Annotated in this window: 22 protein-coding genes and 3 pseudogenes; 11 read left to right on the forward strand and 14 right to left on the reverse strand. The window is 57.6% G+C overall.

All coding sequences use genetic code 11. The features are described from left to right. Positions 1-38 precede the first annotated feature (38 nt). Entirely contained in the window at positions 39-1,478 is a 1,440-nt protein-coding gene (locus B0E49_RS03955; protein ID WP_077560678.1) for an LLM class flavin-dependent oxidoreductase, read from the forward strand. Positions 1,479-1,528: 50 nt separating this feature from the next. Here B0E49_RS03955 and B0E49_RS03960 read toward each other — a convergent pair whose 3' ends face one another. Then, on the reverse strand, positions 1,529-2,218 hold the full coding sequence (locus B0E49_RS03960; RefSeq protein ID WP_168174991.1) for a TetR/AcrR family transcriptional regulator: 690 nt from the start codon (positions 2,216-2,218) through the stop codon (positions 1,529-1,531). A 364-nt stretch (positions 2,219-2,582) separates the two neighbouring features. Here B0E49_RS03960 and B0E49_RS03965 point away from each other — a divergent pair, with 364 nt between their 5' ends. The 5 genes from B0E49_RS03965 (at position 2,583) to B0E49_RS20670 (ending at position 6,785) form a co-directional block, all read left to right on the forward strand. Then, positions 2,583-3,611, forward strand: coding sequence for an ABC transporter substrate-binding protein (locus B0E49_RS03965; RefSeq protein ID WP_144264418.1), 1,029 nt, complete (start codon positions 2,583-2,585; stop codon positions 3,609-3,611). 64 nt (positions 3,612-3,675) lie between these two features. Continuing rightward, positions 3,676-4,500 (forward strand): ABC transporter permease, encoded by an 825-nt coding sequence (locus B0E49_RS03970; RefSeq protein ID WP_144264419.1) that lies wholly within the window; start codon positions 3,676-3,678, stop codon positions 4,498-4,500. 4 nt (positions 4,501-4,504) lie between these two features. Continuing rightward, entirely contained in the window at positions 4,505-5,350 is an 846-nt protein-coding gene (locus B0E49_RS03975) for an ABC transporter ATP-binding protein (protein ID WP_217349212.1), read from the forward strand. A gap of 14 nt (positions 5,351-5,364) precedes the next feature. Further along, a complete protein-coding gene (locus B0E49_RS03980; RefSeq protein ID WP_144264420.1) occupies positions 5,365-6,567 on the forward strand; it encodes a CaiB/BaiF CoA transferase family protein in 1,203 nt (400 codons plus the stop codon). Continuing rightward, entirely contained in the window at positions 6,567-6,785 is a 219-nt protein-coding gene (locus B0E49_RS20670) for a hypothetical protein (RefSeq protein WP_077560682.1), read from the forward strand. The genes B0E49_RS03980 and B0E49_RS20670 overlap by 1 nt, the downstream gene beginning before the upstream one ends. 99 nt (positions 6,786-6,884) lie before the next feature. Here the strand turns inward: B0E49_RS20670 and B0E49_RS03990 are convergent. The 6 genes and pseudogenes from B0E49_RS03990 to B0E49_RS20820 form a co-directional block, all read right to left on the reverse strand. Beyond that, positions 6,885-6,977 (reverse strand): annotated as a pseudogene (locus tag B0E49_RS03990) (transposase domain-containing protein); the annotation flags it as partial. Positions 6,978-7,029: 52 nt separating this feature from the next. Next, a complete protein-coding gene (locus B0E49_RS20435; RefSeq protein WP_168174992.1) occupies positions 7,030-7,188 on the reverse strand; it encodes a hypothetical protein in 159 nt (52 codons plus the stop codon). A gap of 246 nt (positions 7,189-7,434) precedes the next feature. Then, positions 7,435-7,641 carry a hypothetical protein gene (locus B0E49_RS04000; protein WP_077560684.1) on the reverse strand — a complete coding sequence of 69 codons (207 nt, stop codon included), beginning with the start codon at positions 7,639-7,641 and terminating at the stop codon, positions 7,435-7,437. Between the two features lie 12 nt (positions 7,642-7,653). Then, positions 7,654-7,854: pseudogene (locus tag B0E49_RS04005) on the reverse strand (transposase domain-containing protein); the annotation flags it as partial. A gap of 44 nt (positions 7,855-7,898) precedes the next feature. Continuing rightward, positions 7,899-8,144, reverse strand: a complete 246-nt coding sequence (locus tag B0E49_RS04010; protein ID WP_286137809.1) for a hypothetical protein — start codon at positions 8,142-8,144, stop codon at positions 7,899-7,901. A 298-nt stretch (positions 8,145-8,442) separates the two neighbouring features. Then, positions 8,443-8,652, reverse strand: a pseudogene (locus B0E49_RS20820) (thiolase C-terminal domain-containing protein); the annotation flags it as partial. Between the two features lie 41 nt (positions 8,653-8,693). On the opposite strand from B0E49_RS20820, the gene B0E49_RS20990 reads away from it, so the two are divergent. Next, complete coding sequence (locus B0E49_RS20990) at positions 8,694-8,819, forward strand: hypothetical protein (RefSeq protein ID WP_353647341.1); 126 nt, start codon at positions 8,694-8,696, stop codon at positions 8,817-8,819. 520 nt (positions 8,820-9,339) lie between these two features. Next, positions 9,340-10,647 carry a site-specific integrase gene (locus tag B0E49_RS04030; protein WP_077560688.1) on the forward strand — a complete coding sequence of 436 codons (1,308 nt, stop codon included), beginning with the start codon at positions 9,340-9,342 and terminating at the stop codon, positions 10,645-10,647. Positions 10,648-10,796: 149 nt separating this feature from the next. On the opposite strand, the gene B0E49_RS04035 is transcribed toward B0E49_RS04030, so the two are convergent. Then, positions 10,797-11,339, reverse strand: coding sequence for a thermonuclease family protein (locus B0E49_RS04035; RefSeq protein ID WP_077560867.1), 543 nt, complete (start codon positions 11,337-11,339; stop codon positions 10,797-10,799). 482 nt (positions 11,340-11,821) lie between these two features. On the opposite strand from B0E49_RS04035, the gene B0E49_RS19995 reads away from it, so the two are divergent. After that, positions 11,822-12,187, forward strand: coding sequence for a hypothetical protein (locus B0E49_RS19995; protein WP_144264421.1), 366 nt, complete (start codon positions 11,822-11,824; stop codon positions 12,185-12,187). After that, a complete protein-coding gene (locus B0E49_RS04040) occupies positions 12,180-12,536 on the forward strand; it encodes a hypothetical protein (protein WP_144264422.1) in 357 nt (118 codons plus the stop codon). Before B0E49_RS19995 ends, B0E49_RS04040 begins: the two co-directional genes overlap by 8 nt. A 243-nt stretch (positions 12,537-12,779) precedes the next feature. Here the strand turns inward: B0E49_RS04040 and B0E49_RS04045 are convergent, their stop codons facing one another. Both B0E49_RS04045 and B0E49_RS04050 read right to left on the reverse strand, forming a co-directional pair. After that, positions 12,780-13,511 carry a hypothetical protein gene (locus B0E49_RS04045; protein WP_144264423.1) on the reverse strand — a complete coding sequence of 244 codons (732 nt, stop codon included), beginning with the start codon at positions 13,509-13,511 and terminating at the stop codon, positions 12,780-12,782. A 119-nt stretch (positions 13,512-13,630) separates the two neighbouring features. Then, positions 13,631-14,116 (reverse strand): helix-turn-helix domain-containing protein, encoded by a 486-nt coding sequence (locus B0E49_RS04050; RefSeq protein ID WP_168174993.1) that lies wholly within the window; start codon positions 14,114-14,116, stop codon positions 13,631-13,633. Here B0E49_RS04050 and B0E49_RS20440 point away from each other — a divergent pair. Further along, the gene (locus B0E49_RS20440) at positions 14,115-14,255 is read left to right on the forward strand and encodes a hypothetical protein (protein ID WP_168174994.1); all 141 of its coding nucleotides are present in this window, start codon (positions 14,115-14,117) and stop codon (positions 14,253-14,255) included. The two genes, B0E49_RS04050 and B0E49_RS20440, sit on opposite strands and share 2 nt — an antisense overlap. Before the next feature lie 105 nt (positions 14,256-14,360). Here B0E49_RS20440 and B0E49_RS04055 read toward each other — a convergent pair whose 3' ends face one another. From B0E49_RS04055 to brxL, 4 genes are all read right to left on the reverse strand, one after another. Next, a complete protein-coding gene (locus tag B0E49_RS04055) occupies positions 14,361-14,786 on the reverse strand; it encodes a hypothetical protein (protein WP_077560692.1) in 426 nt (141 codons plus the stop codon). A gap of 231 nt (positions 14,787-15,017) precedes the next feature. Continuing rightward, on the reverse strand, positions 15,018-15,563 hold the full coding sequence (locus tag B0E49_RS04060; RefSeq protein ID WP_077560693.1) for a hypothetical protein: 546 nt from the start codon (positions 15,561-15,563) through the stop codon (positions 15,018-15,020). Between the two features lie 90 nt (positions 15,564-15,653). Then, positions 15,654-15,866: a hypothetical protein gene (locus B0E49_RS20000; RefSeq protein ID WP_144264424.1), complete on the reverse strand. Its 213-nt coding sequence runs from the start codon at positions 15,864-15,866 to the stop codon at positions 15,654-15,656. A gap of 1,188 nt (positions 15,867-17,054) precedes the next feature. Continuing rightward, positions 17,055-19,100 (reverse strand): protease Lon-related BREX system protein BrxL, encoded by a 2,046-nt coding sequence (gene brxL / locus B0E49_RS04070; protein ID WP_144264425.1) that lies wholly within the window; start codon positions 19,098-19,100, stop codon positions 17,055-17,057. Positions 19,101-19,106 lie beyond the last annotated feature (6 nt).

Consider the following 19,106-nt stretch of genomic DNA (forward strand, 5'->3'; position numbering starts at 1 on the left):
AAACTTCGGCCAAGTCATACTAACGAAGTGAGAGTTTCATGTCAACCCGATCGATCTGGGGCTTGCGTCATAACTCACATTCCGTTATATTGACTGTCCTTCAACGCAAATTCGAACCGGAGATCACAATGCACATCATGGCGTTAACGCAACCCTGTCCCAGGGGATGGCTCAACGAGCTTGACCAGAGCTCGCGCGGGTATACACAGGCCGAGTTCTGGAAGTCCTTGGCGAGAACGTGCGAGCGCGGCCTCCTCGATGCAGTCTTCATCGCGGACATCATGGGGATCTACGACAGCTACAAAGGGAGTTGGCAACCGGCCGTGCAGCATGGGGTGCAGGCCCCGCACGACGACGCGACCCTCGTCGCCGCCACCATGGCTGCCGTAACGGACAAGCTCTGTTTCGGCGTTACGTGGAACACGAGCCTTCAGTCGCCGTACAACACGGCCAGGACGTTCACGAGCCTCGATCACCTCACGAACGGCCGGATCGGGTGGAACATCGTCACCGGCTACGTCAAGAACGTCGAGGACAACGGCATGGGCCAGCTGCTTTCCCACGACGAACGCTACGCCCAGGCCGACGAATTCATGGACGTCGTCTACAAGCTTTGGGAGCACAGCTGGGAGGACGATGCCGTTGTGCGCGACAGGGTTCGGCGGATGCACGCCGACCCGAGCAAGGTGCACGAGATTCACCACAAGGGCAAGTACTACTCCGTCAAGGGCCCGCATATGTGCGAACCGTCGCGGCAACGGACGCCGGTGCTTCTACAGGCTGGTGGCTCCCCTCGCGGGCTGGCCTTCGGAGGGAAGCACGCCGAGGCACTCTTCACCATTAACCCGACGCCGGAGAAGGCTGCCGAGAGCGTGCGCAAGGCAAGGCAAGCCGCAGTCGCAGCCGGCCGCGACCCATCAGACGTCAAGGTGCTGGCAGGCGTCTGTCTCATCGTCGGCAGAACGACCGCCGAGGCTGACGAAAAGTACCGCGCTGCGCGCGAGGCCATCTCGCTGGATGCAGCGTTCACCCTCTTCGGGGGCTGGACCGGGGTGGATCTGTCCGCCTACGATCCCGACGATCTCATCGAGACGATCAAGTCCGACGGGATGCAGGCGGTGATCAAGAACTTCACGTATGTGGATCCAGGACGCGCCTGGCGCGTACGCGACTTTGGCGAATGGCTGAAAGGCGGCACGCTTGCGCCGGACATCGTCGGCTCCGTCAAGGAAGTCGCCGACGAACTCGAACGATGGATGCGGGTTGCGGGCGTCGATGGTTTCATGGTGCAGCCGTACACGACTCCTGGATCGCACGAGGACCTCGTGAACCTCGTGATTCCCGAATTACAGGCGCGCGGCCTGTTTCGTACCGAGTACGAGGGGGATACATTTCGTGAGCGGCTCACAGGCGCCGACCCACGCCTCCCGCAGCGACATCCTGCGAAGAGGCTGGCCATCGGTTCCGGCCGAACCTGACACCTCAACTGCGCCGGGACGCCGGGCAGGCTCGAAGCGTCTCGGTACGCTCATTTGCTGCGACTGACCGTTCGACTCGGCTTTTGCTTCATGTCTGGAGCCTGGACCTCCGAATTCTTCGGAGCGGCCTTCTTGCGGATGACGGCCCGCCTCTTTACGGACGGCCCGGCGCTTTTCGCGTTGCTCGACTTGTCGGACGGGGCCTGTATCGCCTCGACAAGGCGGCCGTAAAAACGAGTCATGCGCTTGTCCAGCATCTCAGTCGTCAAGCCGGCCTCATCCGCAAACTTCTCGCGGAAGAGGCCGTAGCCATAGTAGAGCGATGCAAGGGAGATATGGAGGGCGAGCAGGTCTGTGTCTGCGGGTAACTCGCCCGTCGAGCGGCGCAATTCCAGGAGTTGGAGCGATGGCCGCAGGCCAGGCAAGCTCTTGACCCCACGTTCCCCGTCCAGGTGCATCAGCGCCAGCAACCTGATGTGCAGCGGATCTTCGATTGCGCGCCAAAACGGAGGATCGTTGGCGTCCAGTAACGGATGGTGAGAAGGTTCGTACGCTGCGTACAGTAATTTGTTCGACGCGTCCAGACGTCGCTGCAAAGCCCTGCGTAGCAATTCCTGCCGCGACCCAAAGTACTGGTAAATCAGGCTGCGATTGACGCCTACCGCCTCCGCCACCTCGGCCAGGTTGACTCCTGCCAACACGCCGTCCCGCTCGAGAATCGCCTCGCTGGCATCCAGCATCCGGCTCTCCGTCATTGCTCTATTGCGTTGTTTCCCCACAGTGTCTGACCCTCCATGACTTAACTTCTCCTGATGTTGACGTAGCGCTACTCCGACCAGGAATTAGCGCTTACCCCATCATGGATTATCGCTCAGGCATCTGACAATTCTAACGAATGATTAGAACCTCGGGAGCAGCAACCCGGGGGATACCCTTACTTCACTTGACACGCCATTTTGCTCCGCTAAACTATCTATTCGTTAGTTATCTGTTTTTGCTGGCCAGTCGCGAAACGGCGACGCGAAGCGGGGGCCAGCGAGCAGCACAGACCGTCAGCGAGGTGAATCCTTTGCTGGCACCTACTTCAAACAGGAGAACCTCATCGTGAAAAACCTTTGCAAGTTATTGCCATCTCTAGCCGTCGCACTTGTGCGGGGCCTTCTGACGCTGGTGATTGCGACAACTGGTGCGACGTCCTTTGCGGCGAGCTCTGCGGGCATGCCAGAAGTGAGCTTCGGCGTTTACGGCGCGACGCTAGCCAGTGCTATCGAAGTGTTAGCTATTGAGAATGGGTTCCTCGAAAAGGAAGGGGTCAAGGCAAAGGCCGTGAAATTCACGTCGGGGCCGACCATGATGGCGTCCTTCCTGGGGGGCGACACACCGTTCGCCAGTACGAGCCCCGGGTTCTGGAATTCGCTGGAGCAGGGTGAATGCTTCAAAGCGTTCGGCAATGACTCCCAGAGCTACTTCTCCCTCATTGCGACACAGAAGGCCGTAGCGAAAGTTCCTGCGCTGGCTTCGGGCTATCCGGCGTCTGTGCGCGCGATGAAGGGACTGAGGATTGGAGTGGCGGCACGCGGAGGCGCCAACGAACAAAACACCAATCTCGTCCTCCAGTCCGTTGGCGTCGACCCGAAGGATGTCACGTACATCGCTACTGGCGCGACTCAAACCGCGCTTGTAGCGCTGGAGAATGACCAGATCGACGTCCTGTTGTCTTTTCCTCCTGTTGAACAGTCGCTCAAGAAGCAGGGTGTCCGATATACGGTTGTGGCCAACCTGTACGACGGCTCCGTGCCGGCGCTCAAAGACCTGGTGCTCCTCATGCCTTCCGTGAACTGCGCGTACGCCCAGAAAAATCCCGAGACGACGCAGAAGGTTTGTCGCGGTTACGCGGCGGCCTACCGGTGGGCCATCGACTCGCGCAACTCGAAGCAGATGGCTGCGTTCGTCTCGACGTTGATGAACGTACCGGCGGACATGGCCCAGGAAATCTGGGACGAGTATCGAAAAACCTTCGCGGCGGGACCGGCCATGCGAAGGGATCTCTGGAACGCGCAGCTCAAGTTCTATCCTGCCGTCAAGAAGTTACCCGACTTCGATCGGTATACGCTGTCTTGCGAGAAGTCCTGACATGGAGGCGAGATGCGCGCACTTCTTTTTCTTCTGACGAACGAAGCTAGGTGAGGAGGCTGAAATGATGTCGAACGAAACGGTCGCAACTCAACCCTCTTTCGGGTCGTCGAGCCGACAAAACAAAAAGTGGTGGACGACGCTCGGTCTGCAGGCAGCGGCATTGTGTGCCATGTTGCTGATGTGGCAAGCTGTCTCCCAGCTGGGAATCGGCAGCCCCTCGCTCATGAAGAGTCCGCTGCAGGTACTTGCGGCTCTTCAGCGACTGTTTGAAAGCGGAGAGATTTTGGTCAATCTCTGGGCCACGATGAAAGCGGTCGTGATCGCGCTGCTGCTCGCGGCAGTCGTCGGCACAGCTGCTGGCTTGGTGCTAGCCTTGCATCCTCGGCTGGAAGCTGCCTTGCAACCGGTGATCAGCGGACTGAACAGCATGCCACGCGTCGCGCTGGCGCCTGTGTTCGTTGTTGCCTTCGGGATCACGCTCTCTGCCAAGGTGGCCCTCGCGTTCAGCGTGGTGGTGTTCGTATTTCTATTGAACGCACGTGCCGGTGTGAAGAGCGCGGATTCGGACATCATCCGCATGGCCACAGTGATGGGCGCTACGAAGACGCAGCGGTTCTTCACGCTGCTCCTTCCCGTGGCGACGCCCAGCATCTTCGCCGCAACTCGCCTTGGATTGATCTATTCGCTGCTGGGTGTCGTGACGAGCGAGTTGATCGCCGCTCGCGACGGCCTCGGCCAATTGGTTGCCTATTATTCGTCTACGTTCGAGATGGCCAGTGTGTATGCGATCTTGATCGTGCTGGCGATCGTCGCCGGCGTGCTGAACAGCCTGACAGGCGCACTCGAGAACAGGGTTCTCCGGTGGCAGCCTCACCCAGAGGAATAAAATGATGAGCGTCTATCGCCTGAAGTCGGCTGAAGCAGTGGCCAGTGAACGTGCCGAAAGCAAGGGCGCAGGTAGCGGAACCGACGCGATGCGTCGGGAGTTGCGCGGCACTGCCGACTCCGTTGTAAAGCTTCGAAACGTATCCGTACAGTACGGCTCTTCGCGTGTCCTTGACAACGTCAGCCTCGACTGCGCACCCAGCGAGTTCTTGGTGCTCATCGGACAGAGTGGCTGCGGCAAGACAACCATCCTGAACTTGCTGGCGGGGCTGCTCACCCCCAGTGCCGGACAAATTTCGGTGCTTGGCGAAACTTCGATCAAGGCAAGGCAGCGCATGGCCTACATGTTCGCGCGCGATGCGTTGATGCCCTGGCGTACCGCGCAGCGAAACGTCGAGTACGGCCTATATGTGCATGGCGTCCCGCGGGCCGAACGCAGCGCGCGGGCGCGCGACATGTTGGAGCGCGTTGGTCTCGGAGTTTGTGCGAGTATGTATCCATGGCAGTTGTCGCAAGGCATGCGGCAGCGCGTTGCGCTGGCGCGGACCTGGGCCCTGGAGCCGCAGCTGCTCCTGATGGACGAACCATTCGCCGCGCTCGATGCGCAAACCAAGGTGAAGATGCGCGCCGAATTCGCGCAGATGTGGGAGCGCAGCCGGCCAAGCGTTGTGTTCGTCACGCACGACCTCACGGAAGCCTTGTTACTTGCCGACCGCATCATGGTTGTGAAAGCCGGCAGGATCGAGAGCGAAACAATTGTCCAGTTCGACCGCCCGCGAAAACTCGAGGACTTGGTCGACGACGTGGAGTTCCGCAAGATGGAGCGGGAGCTTCGCTCGCGATTGGAATGACTGGAGCTGCCTACATGATTAATTCGACTGGCCCGCTTTCCGGGCTCCGCATCCTTGACCTCTCCACGGTGATCGCGGGGCCGTGGGCATCGACGCTGCTGGCTGACTTGGGCGCCGATGTTCTCAAGGTTGAACTCCCCGGCAACGGCGACTCGCTGCGCGCCCTACCGCCTCACAAGGACGATGTCCCGCTGTGGTGGAAGGTGACGAACCGCAACAAGCGCGGCATTACTCTCGACCTGCGGCGTACGGAAGGTCAAGACATCATCGCGAAGATGCTCCCTGACTACGATGTACTGGTCGAGAACTTCCGGCCGGGGACCTTGGACAAGTGGGGCATGACGAGCGAATGGCTGTACGAGCGCAACCCCGGCCTGGTGATTCTGCGCGTGACGGGCTTCGGCCAGACGGGTCCCTATAGTTCCATGTCTGGCTTCGCCCGCGTGTTCGAGGCCATGAGCGGCTTTACCAACCTTTGCGGTGAACCCGACCGTCCACCACTTCACGTGGGTTTTCCGATCGCCGATGCCGTAGGCGGCCTCTTCGGCTCCATCGGAATCCTGGCAGCGCTCTTCCATCGTCTCTCCACCGGGGAAAAGAAGGGCCAGGAGATCGACTGCTCGATGCTGGAAGCGATGTTCCGCGTGCTGGACTTCCTCCCCATTGAGTACGACCAGCTCGGTGTAGTTCGGCAGAGATCCGGTAGTACCAGCCAGTACGCCGTTCCAAGCAATATCTATGAAACCTCCGATGGGCGTTGGGCATCGATCGCTGCTTCGACCCAAAGTATCTATCAGCGGCTGTGTACGGCCTTGGACCGGCCGGACCTGGTCAGCGCTCCGCAGTTTGGGACGAACCCGCAACGCGTGCGCAACCGGCAGGAGCTGGACGGGGTAATTGCAATGGAAGTGCGCAAGCGTACGCTGGCGGAGCTGACCCAGGTGCTGACCGAGAACCAAGTGGGATTCAGCCCGATCTATGACATTAAGGACATCTTCGCCGATCCGCACTTCGCAGCGCGCAATGCCATCGTCACCGTGGAGGATCCGGAACTGGGCGCCGTGAAGATGCAGAGCGTAGTGCCTGCCTTCTCGCGCACGCCGGGCAGGGTGCACAGCGCCGGTCCTTCGCTCGGACAACACAACCGAGAGGTCTACGATCATCTGGGCCTCGACGAACAGCAACAGCAAGCGTTGCGCGAGGCAGGCGTTATTTGATGGATGCATTTCACGCCTACTTGATCGAAGCATCCGGCGGCAGCGTGTGGGCGGGCTTCGCGCGGCTGAAGCCTGAGCAGATGATCGAAGGCGACGTCACACTGCGGGTGCGCTACGCGAGCGTGAACTACAAGGATGCTCTAGCGGCCAGCGGCGAGTGGAAGGTCATTCGGCGATTTCCGTGCGTGGGCGGTAAACGTCCGGTGATCCCGTCTTGACGCGACCAAGTCTATACAGCTGTATGAAGAATGGGCGGTCAGGTGTATGCGCGCGGTGACCCCATATTGACCGCGCACAGCGGCCATGCTTGATGTTGTTCAGATGGTGGCAGGTTGCCAGCGATGCGGCAGCAGTTCTTCCACGCGGCTGGCCTTGTGCGTTGGCAGCCGTGTGAGGACATCCTTCAGGTACCCGCACGCATGTCCAGCGGGGTAGTGGCCAGCCAGGCCGCGTCGATTCGGATCATCGCAGCAGCGCCGCCGTCCAACTGGCGAGGTCCGCCGCCAGGCTCGCTGGCCACGTTACACGCAGGGTGAGCGCGCCTTTGCGCAGTTCGACCTCAATGCGCTGACGCTCGGGCTCGGCGGCGGCCGCGGGCAATGGCAACTGTACAAATTCCACCGCAGCGACCTTTGCCGCCACCGCTGATGATGCGTCATGCTTGCTCAGTTGATGGCTGCCGATGCGTGGTAAGCGACCAGTCACGCCACCTTGACACCCGGACAAACGCCAGGGGTCCGCACGGGCACTATCGTTTTGTGGGCAATTGAATGATTTGGGAATGTGCTGCCTGGGAATCAGTTTCGGTGACGATAACCCTGCTGAGAAACACGGGCGCCACGTTCCACTGATGTCCATCATCCGTGATCACGGTGACTGTTTTTCGGTTGCACTTGGCGACGATGCCTGTCTTTGGATCATGCCCTGGAGCGTGGAAGGACACCCGGTCGCCGATCTGAAGCTCTGCATCTGTTGCTGCATGCGCGCCTCTTGAAGGTAGCGCAAGCGTGCAACAATTTTTCGATTGAGCTCAGAGAGCTGGGCCTCGCTGAATTTCGTGATGTCGATTGGCATGGCACGAAGATATCAAACTGTTGTGGCGTTTTGCCAGCGATGCGGTAGTAATTCTTCGATGCCACTGTTCATGTGGCTCGGCAGTCTGGTCAGCACGTCCTTCAGATACGCCCACGGGTCATGGCCATGGAGTTTTGCTGACTGCAGCAGGCTCATTACGACGGCGGCACGCTGGCCGGCCAGTTCACTGCCCGCGAAGAGCCATGCCTTTCGTTTATGTGCAGCTGCACATAAACGAAATAAGGCGAAGCCCGCTTTTATGCGAAGTCGGCGCTGTGGAACGACACGCCGGCCAGGCTTTGGCGTTTGGGCTTGCGAGGGGTGTCAGCGTCTGCAGTGGTGTCCGGCACCTTGCATGCCGCCTTCAGCGCTGCGAGCTGGGCTTCCAGGTCCGCCTGGTCGGCTGCCATTGTTTCTTCAAACAACTGGCGCTGTTCGGCATTCATGCGTTCGGTCTTGGCAGCAACCTGCGGCACATGCGAGACGCGGGTGCTCGATGGCATCCCCGACCACCGCGATGTCGTTCTCAGCGAGGACGAGAGGCGCTCAAACTCGAAGATAATGATCTGTTGCTCGGGCTCTCTCAGTGCCGAGCTAGTGCTGGATATTTAGAGATCAACGGTACGACGAAGTCTCGTCGATATGTGAGCTGAATGTCCAGTTGCCGTGGTATCGAGACCCAATTCTTCGCGCCGAAAAGATGCGCTAACTGTAACCATCAAATACCTTATGATGCGCTTCAGGCATGCTGCGGGCTGCCATGCCTCCCCTTCTCCGGGGAAGAGAGCCTTCAGTTGCCCAGATGGTGATGCAGTTCACGCCTTCTTCGACGCCGTTGAAGCCGCCGCCGTTTTCGGCGATGGCAAAGCGCGCATCGGCCACCTGCCGTGAGGCAGCCTCATGACGCAATTGGGTGACTTTTTCACGCACCTGCGCAAGTCCTGTAGCCCCAATTGGATGTCCTCTTGAAAACAGACCGCCGTTGACATTGATGAGCTTGCGCCCGCCGAGCCAAGGTTATTTCGCAGGATAGGCTGGCGTTGACGGCCGAGGTGGATCGAAGCTGTGTGGGACGAGTTGAACGCGGTGACAACAATGTCGCGATACTGACCTTGGTCCGGTTGACCAACGCCTTGGACATTTCCGTGTCTAAGTTGATGCGCAATGCCGGGCTTTGAGGCAGCCCCGGGTTTGATTGAAGGCTGCGATTAATTCCGTGCTTGTATAGGGCCGCGCCAGGCACATTTACCGTTGGGTCCCCGCCCGTTGAAATTAGGCCAAGCCAGGCCGCACCCTCATAGCGTAACAAGGGCCGGTCGTCACGGGCCGCGATTCGGCCACCCCTGGTATGGCGAAATGCAAGCCCAAAACCGGGACTGCACACTGCCTTACGTCCCTACCGCGCAGTGGCGGCAGTACAGCATCATGGGCTTGGCCCGCAGCCAAACTGGTGCAAAGGCACCCAAGCCAATGCAAATTAAAAGTGGGGTAGAAAATTAGGTAAAAACCTACAAACCTTGAAAAACCGCATGAAATAAGGCTTGTTGGCGGAAACGGAGGGATTCGAACCCTCGATGAGGCTCTACACCCCATACTCCCTTAGCAGGCTACCGCCGGGTTCCTTGTAAATCAATAGCTTACACCAAATAAATCGCAAATTGGAGGAAAAAACCACTGAAAAACCACTAGGATAGACCGATGAAAGACCGCTCACTGCCGCCAGGAATCCGCAAATCCCCTCCCCTCAAGGACGGTTCATTCACGTTCGAAGCCCGCATCAACCGACGCGGCATCAGGTTCTCCAAACACTGGCCCACGGTCAAAAAAGCCCTGGCCTGGAAAACACGAACGGATGCATTGATTGAAAGTGGCATCGACCCCCGCGAATTGGAAGAGAACAAGCGGCGCGAGCACCTTGCCAAGGCGCCGCCTCGAACTACAGCGCCGCCGTTGAGCATCCCGGAGACAGGCGTTCGAGATGTGGCGCCGGTGGCTCAAGTGGACATGACGGTCGAGCAAGCTATCGATGGCTATCTCGCACACCGCAATGCATCGCACCTTAAGCTCAAACCCAACCAGGTGACCGAATACCAACGCGTGCGGGACGACTTAGGCAATCTCAGAATTGCCAATCTGGTCAACATGGACATCGTGAACTACATCTCGCACCTTTTGAGCGCCCCAAGAAAGCGGGACGACCCAAAGGTCGACAAGGTCCGGAAGGCGGTAGCGCCTCCAAAAGCGCCGCTGAGTGCCAAGGCCCGCGCCAACGCAAGGTACAAGGCAAAAATCAAGGCCGAAAAGCCACCGAGAGAGCCCAAGTTGCTTGCCGAAGCGACGGTACGCAAGTACATCCTGGCCATGAAAACCGCCATCAAGTGGCAGGCAAAAAACAATGGCGTGGATTACAACAAGTTTCTCTTCGATTTCGACAACAAGGTGATGCCCGCAGCCTGGAACGGCCGGCGCGACCGTCGGCTATTCACTGGCGAGGAAGAACGACTTTATGCAGCTGGAATTGAACGTGGCGGCTACACGTACACCGAGGAAGACTGGCGCATGTTGCTCGGCTTCGCCCTGGAAACTGCCTTGCGGCAGCAGGAGCTTGCATTGGCCAAATGGCAAGACCTGCGAGGCGACCGCAGCAAGCTATTCGTCCCTAAGAAAAACTCCAAGACCAAGAAGGACCGATATATCCTCTTGTCGCCGCGGGCCCGAGAAATCCTCGAGATGCAAGAATCAACCAGCCCCAAAGGGGGGAAGAGAATATTTCACCAATTTCCGAATTCCAAGGCAATGTGCAATTCGTATATGAAGCTCACGAAGCGGGCCGGAATCGATGACCTGACCTTCCATGATTTACGACATGAGGCAACGAGCCGCCTATGTGAATCTGGAAAGATGTCGTTAATGGAAATCATGGAGATGACTGGCCATGACACCATGGCCACATTCAGAGGTTACGTGAAGCTAATCGCGCATGAAAACTCACGACGCCTAAGTTAAGCTGGCCTCATCTCGGAAAGAAACACGGTTTCGGCGCGCGTACCACCACCATCTCAGATGTGCCGCCGCTGATGTCGGCGGGTTACTGCTTGCGATTGCCGACCGGACACCAGTACTTTTCTTGACGGCCACCTCATGCTTGGCGACCCCTACCGCCGAGTCACCCCACAATCCATGCCCTCAGTGCCAGGTTTATGCCGTCGACAGCTGCGCCAGTCCCAGGGCGGCATGGGGGCCGCATCGTGCCATAGTCCGATTCGCTGCGTGCACGCAAACGCCTCGGCGCGCGAATAGGCCTCCCGGTCCGCTGCAGGCTGCTCGCCGGCATATTTCTTGTAGTGCCAGGCGAAGCCAGCCTTGACTTGTTCGAGATTGGCGTCAATCCCATTGACGACGACCTTGCCGAGGGTGCGCCCATAAAGGTCGCTCTTGTTCGTTTCAATCTGCACCTGCTTGCCAAACACCCAGCTTGACAAATTCCGCTTTGAGCGCTGCCCGAACGGCTGCGCCTTTTCCGGGGCATCGATACCGGTCAGGCGGACTTTGTACTGCACCTTGGCCGCGTCTAGAACCGTCACGGTGTCGCCATCGCTTACGCCAACGACCCGGCCCTCGATGGTCGCGGCGACCGTCAGCCCGGCGCTAAGGCAAAGCGCGAGGGCCAGCAATATTCGTTTTTGGGGGAGCGTCATGTCGCAAGCATAGCCGCCCATCCAGTGGCCCCTGGTCGACTTTCAGCGCTGAAAGTCGCCAGTTGAAAGTGAGCCAGAACGCTGATGGCGAACCGTGCGGGTCCGGCCCGCCCGAACTTTCAACGCTGAAAGTTCTGTCCGTCAGCACATCTACCAGGCTCCCGAAATCGCGGTTGCGTAGTGCCACTTCAACGACGCCGTCCCCGCAGCTGCAACCGGGTCAAGACGGTGTCAACAAGAGCTGCCGCTCCGCCTGGAAGCGGGCTCCAACGCGCCCGTTTTGCCGCAAAAAGGGACATCAAGGGTAAATACTTAGAAAATAATTTTCTCTATAAAAATCAACCGCGTACGGCCGATAAATTCCTAAAACCCTCCATAACGCAAGCAAAGGCTGGAGTTGGATGGAGTTTTCTGGAGTCCGGTGCCTATACGACCTAGAAGCACAGATTGGCTGGCTTCAACACCCCTCATAGGACCGAATCATGAATACCCAAACCGCAGAACCCATCGACGGCGTCTCCAAGCTCGGGACCATCAACCCTGGCGTCGAGCCGCAGGCGACGCACACACCGACAAACGGGTCTACCGCGGCACTAAAGATATCCTCCACAGCACAACAATCCGGCTACGGTTCGGACCGCTACAAGCGCGTGACCTTCATGACCACTGAGGAACGCGCAATGGTGAGGACTGGCACCAGAGTTTTTCTCCGCGCTGACCGCATCTCCGCACGTGGCCCCAAAGGTACCAAATGGCGAGTAGCGGTGCGATGTGAAAACGGCTTTTATCCCCGCGTACCAACGCCAGAGGAAATTGCGTCATTGCGCGCAAGTACTGGCCTTGTCTGACCATCGTAGTCTGCAATGGGTTCGCAAACATATCAACTCCCCGAACAGCGTGTCTGCATCTCAATTCCCGCCAGCCCGAAAATCCACCGACCTGCTCAAAGTCATGCTGCACGAGCAGGGGTTGGATTTCGACATCGATTGGTTTTGGAGTGGCAGAGCGCGTTGTGGGCGTCTGAACATCCGCCCGTCAGGCGTTCACGCCCACGGTCGGCCGCACCTGTTTTCGGTCTGTTACAGCCGCAGCACGCAACTTTGGGGGCAAAGCGATGAACGCCTGGACCGCTTGCGCACCGGCTCTGCCAAACACCAGGCCGTGATGGCTGCAATCAGATTTCTCGAGGCCAATTGAGCCAACGGGGAGACAGAAGCTCGACCACCTCAAGCGGACTGTCGTTGGTTATGCTGAATTCCGCTACCAGCTTGGCGCGATTGTTTTTGCATTAACTCGTTGTCATTTTTTCCTTTCAGCGAAAAAGAAATATTCGAGGTGGCGCGAACCGGCTCCAGGGCTGGTTCGCTTTGAAATGGGTGGCGGCCGCGCACCATGGCGCGGGGCACGCGCGCCAGCGCCGGAGACTGCCTTACCTTTGCCTCAGTTGCCGATGGTGAACATGCGCCCATTGACGAGCGACTTTTCAAGACGCTGCCACTGCTTGCAGCCAAGGGGCGCTGAGATTCGGCGCATCGCTGTATGCCCTGTCCCCTCGAGTTCGACAAGCACCACCCATCCCGGCGATGGTATTTGCGGATTCACCGGTTGCCATTTGTCGCCGAGCCGCGCGGCTGTTTCGCATGTTTGATAGAGCTGCTGCACTCGCTCAAGCTCAAGGCGCAGGACCTCTTGACGCCGCTTGACCGCTGCGACTGCCTGACGGAGCAGTTCCCTGCTTGGCATCCTTGCCGGCGCTTCGAATCGGCGTCGCGTCTTACGTTCTCCCGTGTAATTCTCGATTAATTCAATGCTTTCAGCGGCAACATGGCAGTTGCAGACACAGTCGACCAGCCACCAAATCTCGTCGAGCGCAGGACCTCCCGCAAGGATGCTGAATTCGACCGTCACATCGGGCAATGCGTGCAGGCCACCATCATGCTCCAGCGTGTCACGCGTCTCTTGCCAGTGCAACAGCGATGGCAACAGGACCGCGCGAATGACCTGCGCATCGGCGGCGCACTCGGCGCGGAACTTGAAAGTTGTGTGGTCATTGCTTCTCATGCTCTTCTTTCCATTGTGTGAGCTCAGCGACCGTTCACTTGCCATCATCAAGGCGGCAAAATCGGCTGCGCTAGCGAAATCCGATGCGGCGTCCCCTGTGGACGGCCGCATTGGGTGTTTGTCAAAAATAATGTTCTGAAACTAAAACGCAAATGGAAAACTCAGAAGTCCAGACTGCGCTTGAGCCTGTTGATTGCCGGCGTCGATTGCAATTCGCAGATTGGGACGCGCTAAATCGATTCAGCAAAAGCCTCTACTGCTCGCTGCAGCCCTTGAGCGATAACCGGCAGCCTATTCAATCCCAACACGTCTTGATTTGACGTCTGCACATACATCTTGGCAAGCGCCCCTTTCGCCTCCAACGACAAACTACTCACGCCAGTTGGAAAGCATTTTCGAACTGACGGGTCAGCGTCCATATATCGAATCGTATCCTCAACCGCTTCCTCCTCAGTCAAAGCGTGGAGATGAAAATCGCCGACTCGAATCTGACCCGTGACCAGTTTGATGCAAATAGGTGGCACTCGTAGATATCTGGCGCATGCCTCTACAGTTTTTTGATTGATGGCTGCCGTGCTGCGAAAGCCACTCCTTAGATGACCGATGTATGAATAGGTCACACCAATTTCAGCAGCCATTTCAGTAAGCTTAGTCCCGCGGCGGCGGCATTCGGCGTAGAGCAAATCAACAAGCGCATTGCTGCGGGAGTTGCCCATGGCCCTCTTTACTCGCTTCGGTTTTGAAGGAGTTGCGTTGATTGAATGGTTTGCATTAGACGTTGTTATCATTTCTATTCCTGTGTTTCTGGATATCGACACGGCAGTAAAGATTGTGCGATGCCGCATCGGTATTTAATCTATTTACACCGTTGTGGGTAGTCGAACATGGTTCGTTTTGAGCAAATCGTTTTCGATACCGGAACGGGGCTGAGCTCGGTGCTATGCCTTCGAAAGCTCCGGGCTACGCCGACATGGAAGGCAGGGCGAGTACCATGTCTTCAACGCTACGAGCGAGAACTTCGCAAGCCCTGCGGTGGGCGGCGTCTTGAATCGCCGAAAGTGCATCTTCCTGTTTCTCTGCTGCCCGACCGACTACCCACGTTGTGGTCGTCTCAAGGCCTCCAAAATCCCGTGACACTAGCCGGTCGCCCTTCTTGGCGGCCCTTAGCGACGCTTGGGCGTGGCCACAGGCCAAGGCTATCTTGCCGGGTCCGACGCCATGGTCTACGGCATTTATGTAGAGCGGCAAACTTTCTTTGCGATGCTCTAGGGTTACAACATCTCCCCTGGCCACCCGTCCCCCGAGCCAATCGCCGTGGAGGACAATAAGTCCCTCTTTGGCATAGTGCACCTTGCCAGTGATTTTGAATTCAAATCTTTCGTTCATTTTTTACTCGTGTGAAGCTCGGCTCTCAACTCAAGCCGAGCAATGAAAATGGATGCGCTCCGGATGGCGCAGGCAAGTGTCGAATTGACGTCACAGGCAGTTCAACATGGACGGCCACCGTTTACGAGCTGATGCGTCGGTGCTCGACTATTGCGGAGGTGACGGGGACAATCAATCGCGTCCCGTTCACTGTTTGCCGCGACAACGGCAATTCGGTGGGCACCGGTCGACTTACTTTGCCGGTTTGCTCTTTGTCACCTTGAGCTGCACCTTGGCGCCCTTATTGCCTTTGACTTTCATTCTGGCCAGCAACTCGTCCAGGTCGTCGCATTTGCCGATATAGTTGGCTCCGATTTTCTTGGCATAGGCTTTGGCATCTTCCTCAGTCCAGGGCTTTGGAAACAAGGCCGAGTCTTTTGCCTCGATATCGTCAGCAATTGCGCGAAGGCTGTTAGCCGCGTCTTCCTTGGAAAGAAACGCGCCTGAAGCAGCGAAGCCGTGAAACTCCATGAGCCTGACTTGCAGGTCGGCGAGTTCAAGCTCGCTCTGGGCCAGTTGCAATTTGACGTCGAGCCCTTTGGCCATTTCAGTTCCAGGCTTGAGTTCCTTCAGTTCGTCAACGACGTCCAGTTCGAACTGCTGCCAATAACGTCGTGCCATCGCGTCAGCGAGAAGACTGATGGACTTCAGGTACCCGGACTGTTTTCTCGCGTCTCCGAGGTACTCGTTGCCTTTGACATCATCGAAGAGGGACTGGAGAGTATTGATTTCGTTCATATTTTTCTTTCTTTGCCCGCATTTTGGGGCATGAATATTTAGTTGAATTTTGATTTGCTGAGAACTGCAACTACGGAGGCCCTACCTCCCTCAGCTCAGTCGCAACCATCCCTGCTCTGTTAGCAAGGTTGATTTCTGTTTTTTGTCCGAGGCCTTGGCCTCTTGAGTCATATCGAAATTGCGTTTGCAATTCTTTTCAGGGCGGGTTAATAGCCGCTTGCCCGTTCGGTTGACTCCACCGTCGTTGTTAAAGAACAGATTCGTCGGCCCGACATCGGGACGATTTGGAGCGCGATGGCTCATGGAAAATAGCAAAAGAGAGAATCTAAAGTTCCCGAACTTGGGAACCTTGTCATCCGCAGCAAGCAAGTTGCTTTGGACTAAGACGCACGCAGTCCCTCAGGGGATTGCCGCGGTGTGATGAGCTACCTTGAAGGCAAGGCAGTCATTGATTGAAGAGACATAATGTAACCGAAGTCTTCCGCTTTGACAAGAGGGCGTGTCTCTTTTTTGTCAAATGCCTTTGCAATGATTCCCAACGCGCCTAACGTAATGTGCGAGTTGGTCTGCGAGCTGGCATCCCGGCAGTGGCAAACCGAAGCGTTGCCCTGGCCTGGTTTCCGTGGGCTCTCCCTACATGGGACGAAACCTCGTCGCGATTCGGCCATCGTGACGGACAGAATGGGCAAACCAGTTCACCGGATTCTGACTCCGCCACCAAGACACTGCGCACTTTCGACATGTCGATATGCTTCGCCTTCTTCATGTGCCTGGCAAGGTCACCAACCATTGAGCCGCAGACAGGACATTTCTGCAGAGTGAACAGCGGATTGGTGGGCATCCTAGCCACTGAATCGGCCGCAGGCAGAGACTCACTCACGTCGACTGCCTGGACTGCCTGGACTCCATGCACTTTGCTTCGGTGCTTCTCCAAATCCTTGACAATGACACCGCAGTCCGTGCAGGTCAGGTCGACTTCCTTGCCAAGATATGGCTCCTCCACGCGAACGTACTGGGCCTGTCCATCGGCTTGTTCGCTACGGGCTTGCGTCTTTTGGTAAACAGCTCGCGAGAGCAGGATGTGTGTCGGCTTCGCCGGCTTCACAATGCCAGCAACCAGACAGGTGAAACAGTGCTTGTTTTTGCCGCCACAAGCGCAAAATGCTGAGCCGACTGCCAATTTGAATCCCCCTTCAGAGCCACGCAATAACTAACACGAGCTTACCAGCGCCCGCGGTCAACTTGGCTACTGGCGCGCCTCATGGGCATGCTTTTATGCGTGCAGAGCGCAGGTTGGTCAGCTCTTGGCTCCTATATGCCCGAAGCCGCCAACTGGAATCTCGCCCTGTTTTGCCATCAGCGGCTGCCTGCACCTGGAACATTTGTAGTTGCTGCCGAGCCCTCACTCGACCTAGCAAGCATCGACGACCTCCCCGTCTGACAAGACGCCGAAGGGGATGCTATCTGCTGTGAGATTTCATTGCCGCTGGCTCACTCCACCCCCAACGCCTTAAACACCGCATCCACTGGGTCCGAATAAAAGCCCGTCTGAAACTTAGCAAACAATTCCCCCGGCACTGAAGCAATGTCGGTCACGCTGGACATCGGCAGCAGGATACGTTTGGCTCCGGCATCAAACGCGACCTGCATGCACTCAGCCAGGTTGCGCACCTGCACGATGGTGCCGCCCAGGCTCATGTCGCCCAGCACCGCCAACTGCGACTGCACCGGCTTGGCCAGCGCGGCCGAGCACAGGGCGATGAAACTAGCCAGCGTCAGCGCCTGCGGGGTACCGCTGTTTTGCAGTTCAACCAGGTGGGTGTGAAAATCCCGCTCCCCAGGCTTGATGGATACGCTGACCCGGGATGAGTTGGCTTTGAAATAGTCAAACGCCACCCGTACAGCCTCACGCGGGGCCACGCCTGAGACGTTGGCCTTGCCTGAACCGGGAATTGATTGAATCTCCAGTCGGTAGATGCCGGGCATCTCGCTTGAGCCCATGCTGATGGTGTGCAGCGTGCCAGGATTCAGGCGACCTTCGGGCACCAGCGCTCCGCCCGACTGCTCGGGCACCGTCACAAAGCGCTCCACGCCATCTTCCAGGTCGATGTAGCTGAAATGGACGTCGTAAAACTCCATACCGCCAATTTTCTTGAGCTGCTCCTTGATGCGGCGACGAACTTCGAGCGCGTATTCCAGGCACTTACGCACCGAATCCTTGGTGTATTCGCCATTGGGGCACACCAGCTTGAGCAGGCCTGAAGTCGTGCGACGAACTGCGATGGTGTCGCGCTGGTTCAGGTTATTGCCCAGCTTGAACCACTTGTCGATGGCGTCCGAAAAGCTTTGCTTGCGCATCTCGCGCAGATATTCAGCCAGGTAGTCAACAATCAAACCGTATTGGTTGGTGAAAAACTCTGGCCGCATCTTGGGGATTTCCCAACCCGGCACATAAGCGTGAAAGCGGTCAAAAAAGGCTGAATCAATCATCGCCTCCGGAAACGGCGCTAACAGGTGCGAGGTCTTGACCAGCGACTCCACGCTCTGGTTGATGTTGCCCACAAACACCATGGCGGCGCTGGCGTTAATCGACTCCCGCCCCCGGCTGAATGAGCCCGAGGCCATGTAGTCCTTCATGATTTGTACGCCGTCGTGGTCTTTGAAGTTGATGCCGGCCACCTCGTCAAACGCCACCACGTCCCACAGACCCACCAGCCCCACCTTACGCGCGCCCATGTTGTAAAACAGGTTGGCCACCGTGGTTTGCCCGCCCGACACCAGAATGCTGTTCGGACTGATTTCCTTGTAGATGTGGCTTTTGCCGGTACCGCGCGGTCCGAGCTCACAGAAGTTGTAGTTGTTTTCCACCAGGGGCACCATACGCGCCAGCAAGTGCCACTTCACCCGCTCCTTGAAATGGCTGGGCTCCATACCGGTCGAGCGAATCAGGGCATCAATCCACTCTTCATCCGTAAACGCCTTGCGCGCCTCGAATAGCGCAGCCATGTCCATATTGGGCATCTGAATCGGTTTGAGCTCGGTGACCGCAAAAGGCGAGCCCTTCTGGTCTTCCTCAAAGTGGTATTTCAGGGTGACGATGCACCAAATTCCGCCCACCAACAGCTTTTCGAACTGACGCACATAGGTGTCTGATATCTCGGCGTTTTTGACGCCCAGGTTGGACAACAAGGCCTCGTACACATCGCGCCTTTCATTGAGCTTGACGGTCACCTTGTCGATGACCTTGTAGGTGCCGCTTTCGCGCACCTTGGATTTCACCTTTTCCGCCTCGTCCGGGCGCACGTAGTTTTCCGTCAGGATGCGTTTGACGTTGACCAGACCGCTCTGGATGACCGCCTCATCATCGCTCGCACAGTACATGCCCAGCAGGTACTCCAGCACGTACACCGGCACGTTCGCGCCTTCCTTAATCAGCTTGGTCAGGTCCTTGCGCACCACCTTGCCGGCAAAGTGGGTGTTAAGCAGAGTGTCGAGGCTGGTATCAGGCAGCGTTTCAGCGGTGGGCGGGGATTGCATTGTTTC

The sequence above is a fragment of the Polaromonas sp. C04 genome (assembly GCF_002002705.1).
Classification (GTDB): Bacteria; Pseudomonadota; Gammaproteobacteria; order Burkholderiales; family Burkholderiaceae_C; genus Rhodoferax_A.

Bases quoted from the DNA above. Each gene is read 5' to 3' on its own strand.
- B0E49_RS03955 (WP_077560678.1), top strand. From the start codon at position 39: ATGTCAACCCGATCGATCTGGGGCTTGCGTCATAACTCACATTCCGTT.
- B0E49_RS03960 (WP_168174991.1), bottom strand. From the start codon at position 2,218: ATGCTGGATGCCAGCGAGGCGATTCTCGAGCGGGACGGCGTGTTGGCA.
- B0E49_RS03970 (WP_144264419.1), top strand. From the start codon at position 3,676: ATGATGTCGAACGAAACGGTCGCAACTCAACCCTCTTTCGGGTCGTCG.
- B0E49_RS03975 (WP_217349212.1), top strand. From the start codon at position 4,505: ATGAGCGTCTATCGCCTGAAGTCGGCTGAAGCAGTGGCCAGTGAACGT.
- B0E49_RS03980 (WP_144264420.1), top strand. From the start codon at position 5,365: ATGATTAATTCGACTGGCCCGCTTTCCGGGCTCCGCATCCTTGACCTC.
- B0E49_RS20670 (WP_077560682.1), top strand. From the start codon at position 6,567: ATGGATGCATTTCACGCCTACTTGATCGAAGCATCCGGCGGCAGCGTG.
- B0E49_RS04000 (WP_077560684.1), bottom strand. From the start codon at position 7,641: ATGCCAATCGACATCACGAAATTCAGCGAGGCCCAGCTCTCTGAGCTC.
- B0E49_RS04010 (WP_286137809.1), bottom strand. From the start codon at position 8,144: ATGCCATCGAGCACCCGCGTCTCGCATGTGCCGCAGGTTGCTGCCAAG.
- B0E49_RS04030 (WP_077560688.1), top strand. From the start codon at position 9,340: ATGAAAGACCGCTCACTGCCGCCAGGAATCCGCAAATCCCCTCCCCTC.
- B0E49_RS04035 (WP_077560867.1), bottom strand. From the start codon at position 11,339: ATGACGCTCCCCCAAAAACGAATATTGCTGGCCCTCGCGCTTTGCCTT.
- B0E49_RS19995 (WP_144264421.1), top strand. From the start codon at position 11,822: ATGAATACCCAAACCGCAGAACCCATCGACGGCGTCTCCAAGCTCGGG.
- B0E49_RS04045 (WP_144264423.1), bottom strand. From the start codon at position 13,511: ATGCGGCCGTCCACAGGGGACGCCGCATCGGATTTCGCTAGCGCAGCC.
- B0E49_RS20440 (WP_168174994.1), top strand. From the start codon at position 14,115: ATGGCCCTCTTTACTCGCTTCGGTTTTGAAGGAGTTGCGTTGATTGAA.
- B0E49_RS04050 (WP_168174993.1), bottom strand. From the start codon at position 14,116: ATGGGCAACTCCCGCAGCAATGCGCTTGTTGATTTGCTCTACGCCGAA.
- B0E49_RS04055 (WP_077560692.1), bottom strand. From the start codon at position 14,786: ATGAACGAAAGATTTGAATTCAAAATCACTGGCAAGGTGCACTATGCC.
- B0E49_RS04060 (WP_077560693.1), bottom strand. From the start codon at position 15,563: ATGAACGAAATCAATACTCTCCAGTCCCTCTTCGATGATGTCAAAGGC.
- B0E49_RS20000 (WP_144264424.1), bottom strand. From the start codon at position 15,866: ATGAGCCATCGCGCTCCAAATCGTCCCGATGTCGGGCCGACGAATCTG.
- brxL (WP_144264425.1), bottom strand. From the start codon at position 19,100: ATGCAATCCCCGCCCACCGCTGAAACGCTGCCTGATACCAGCCTCGAC.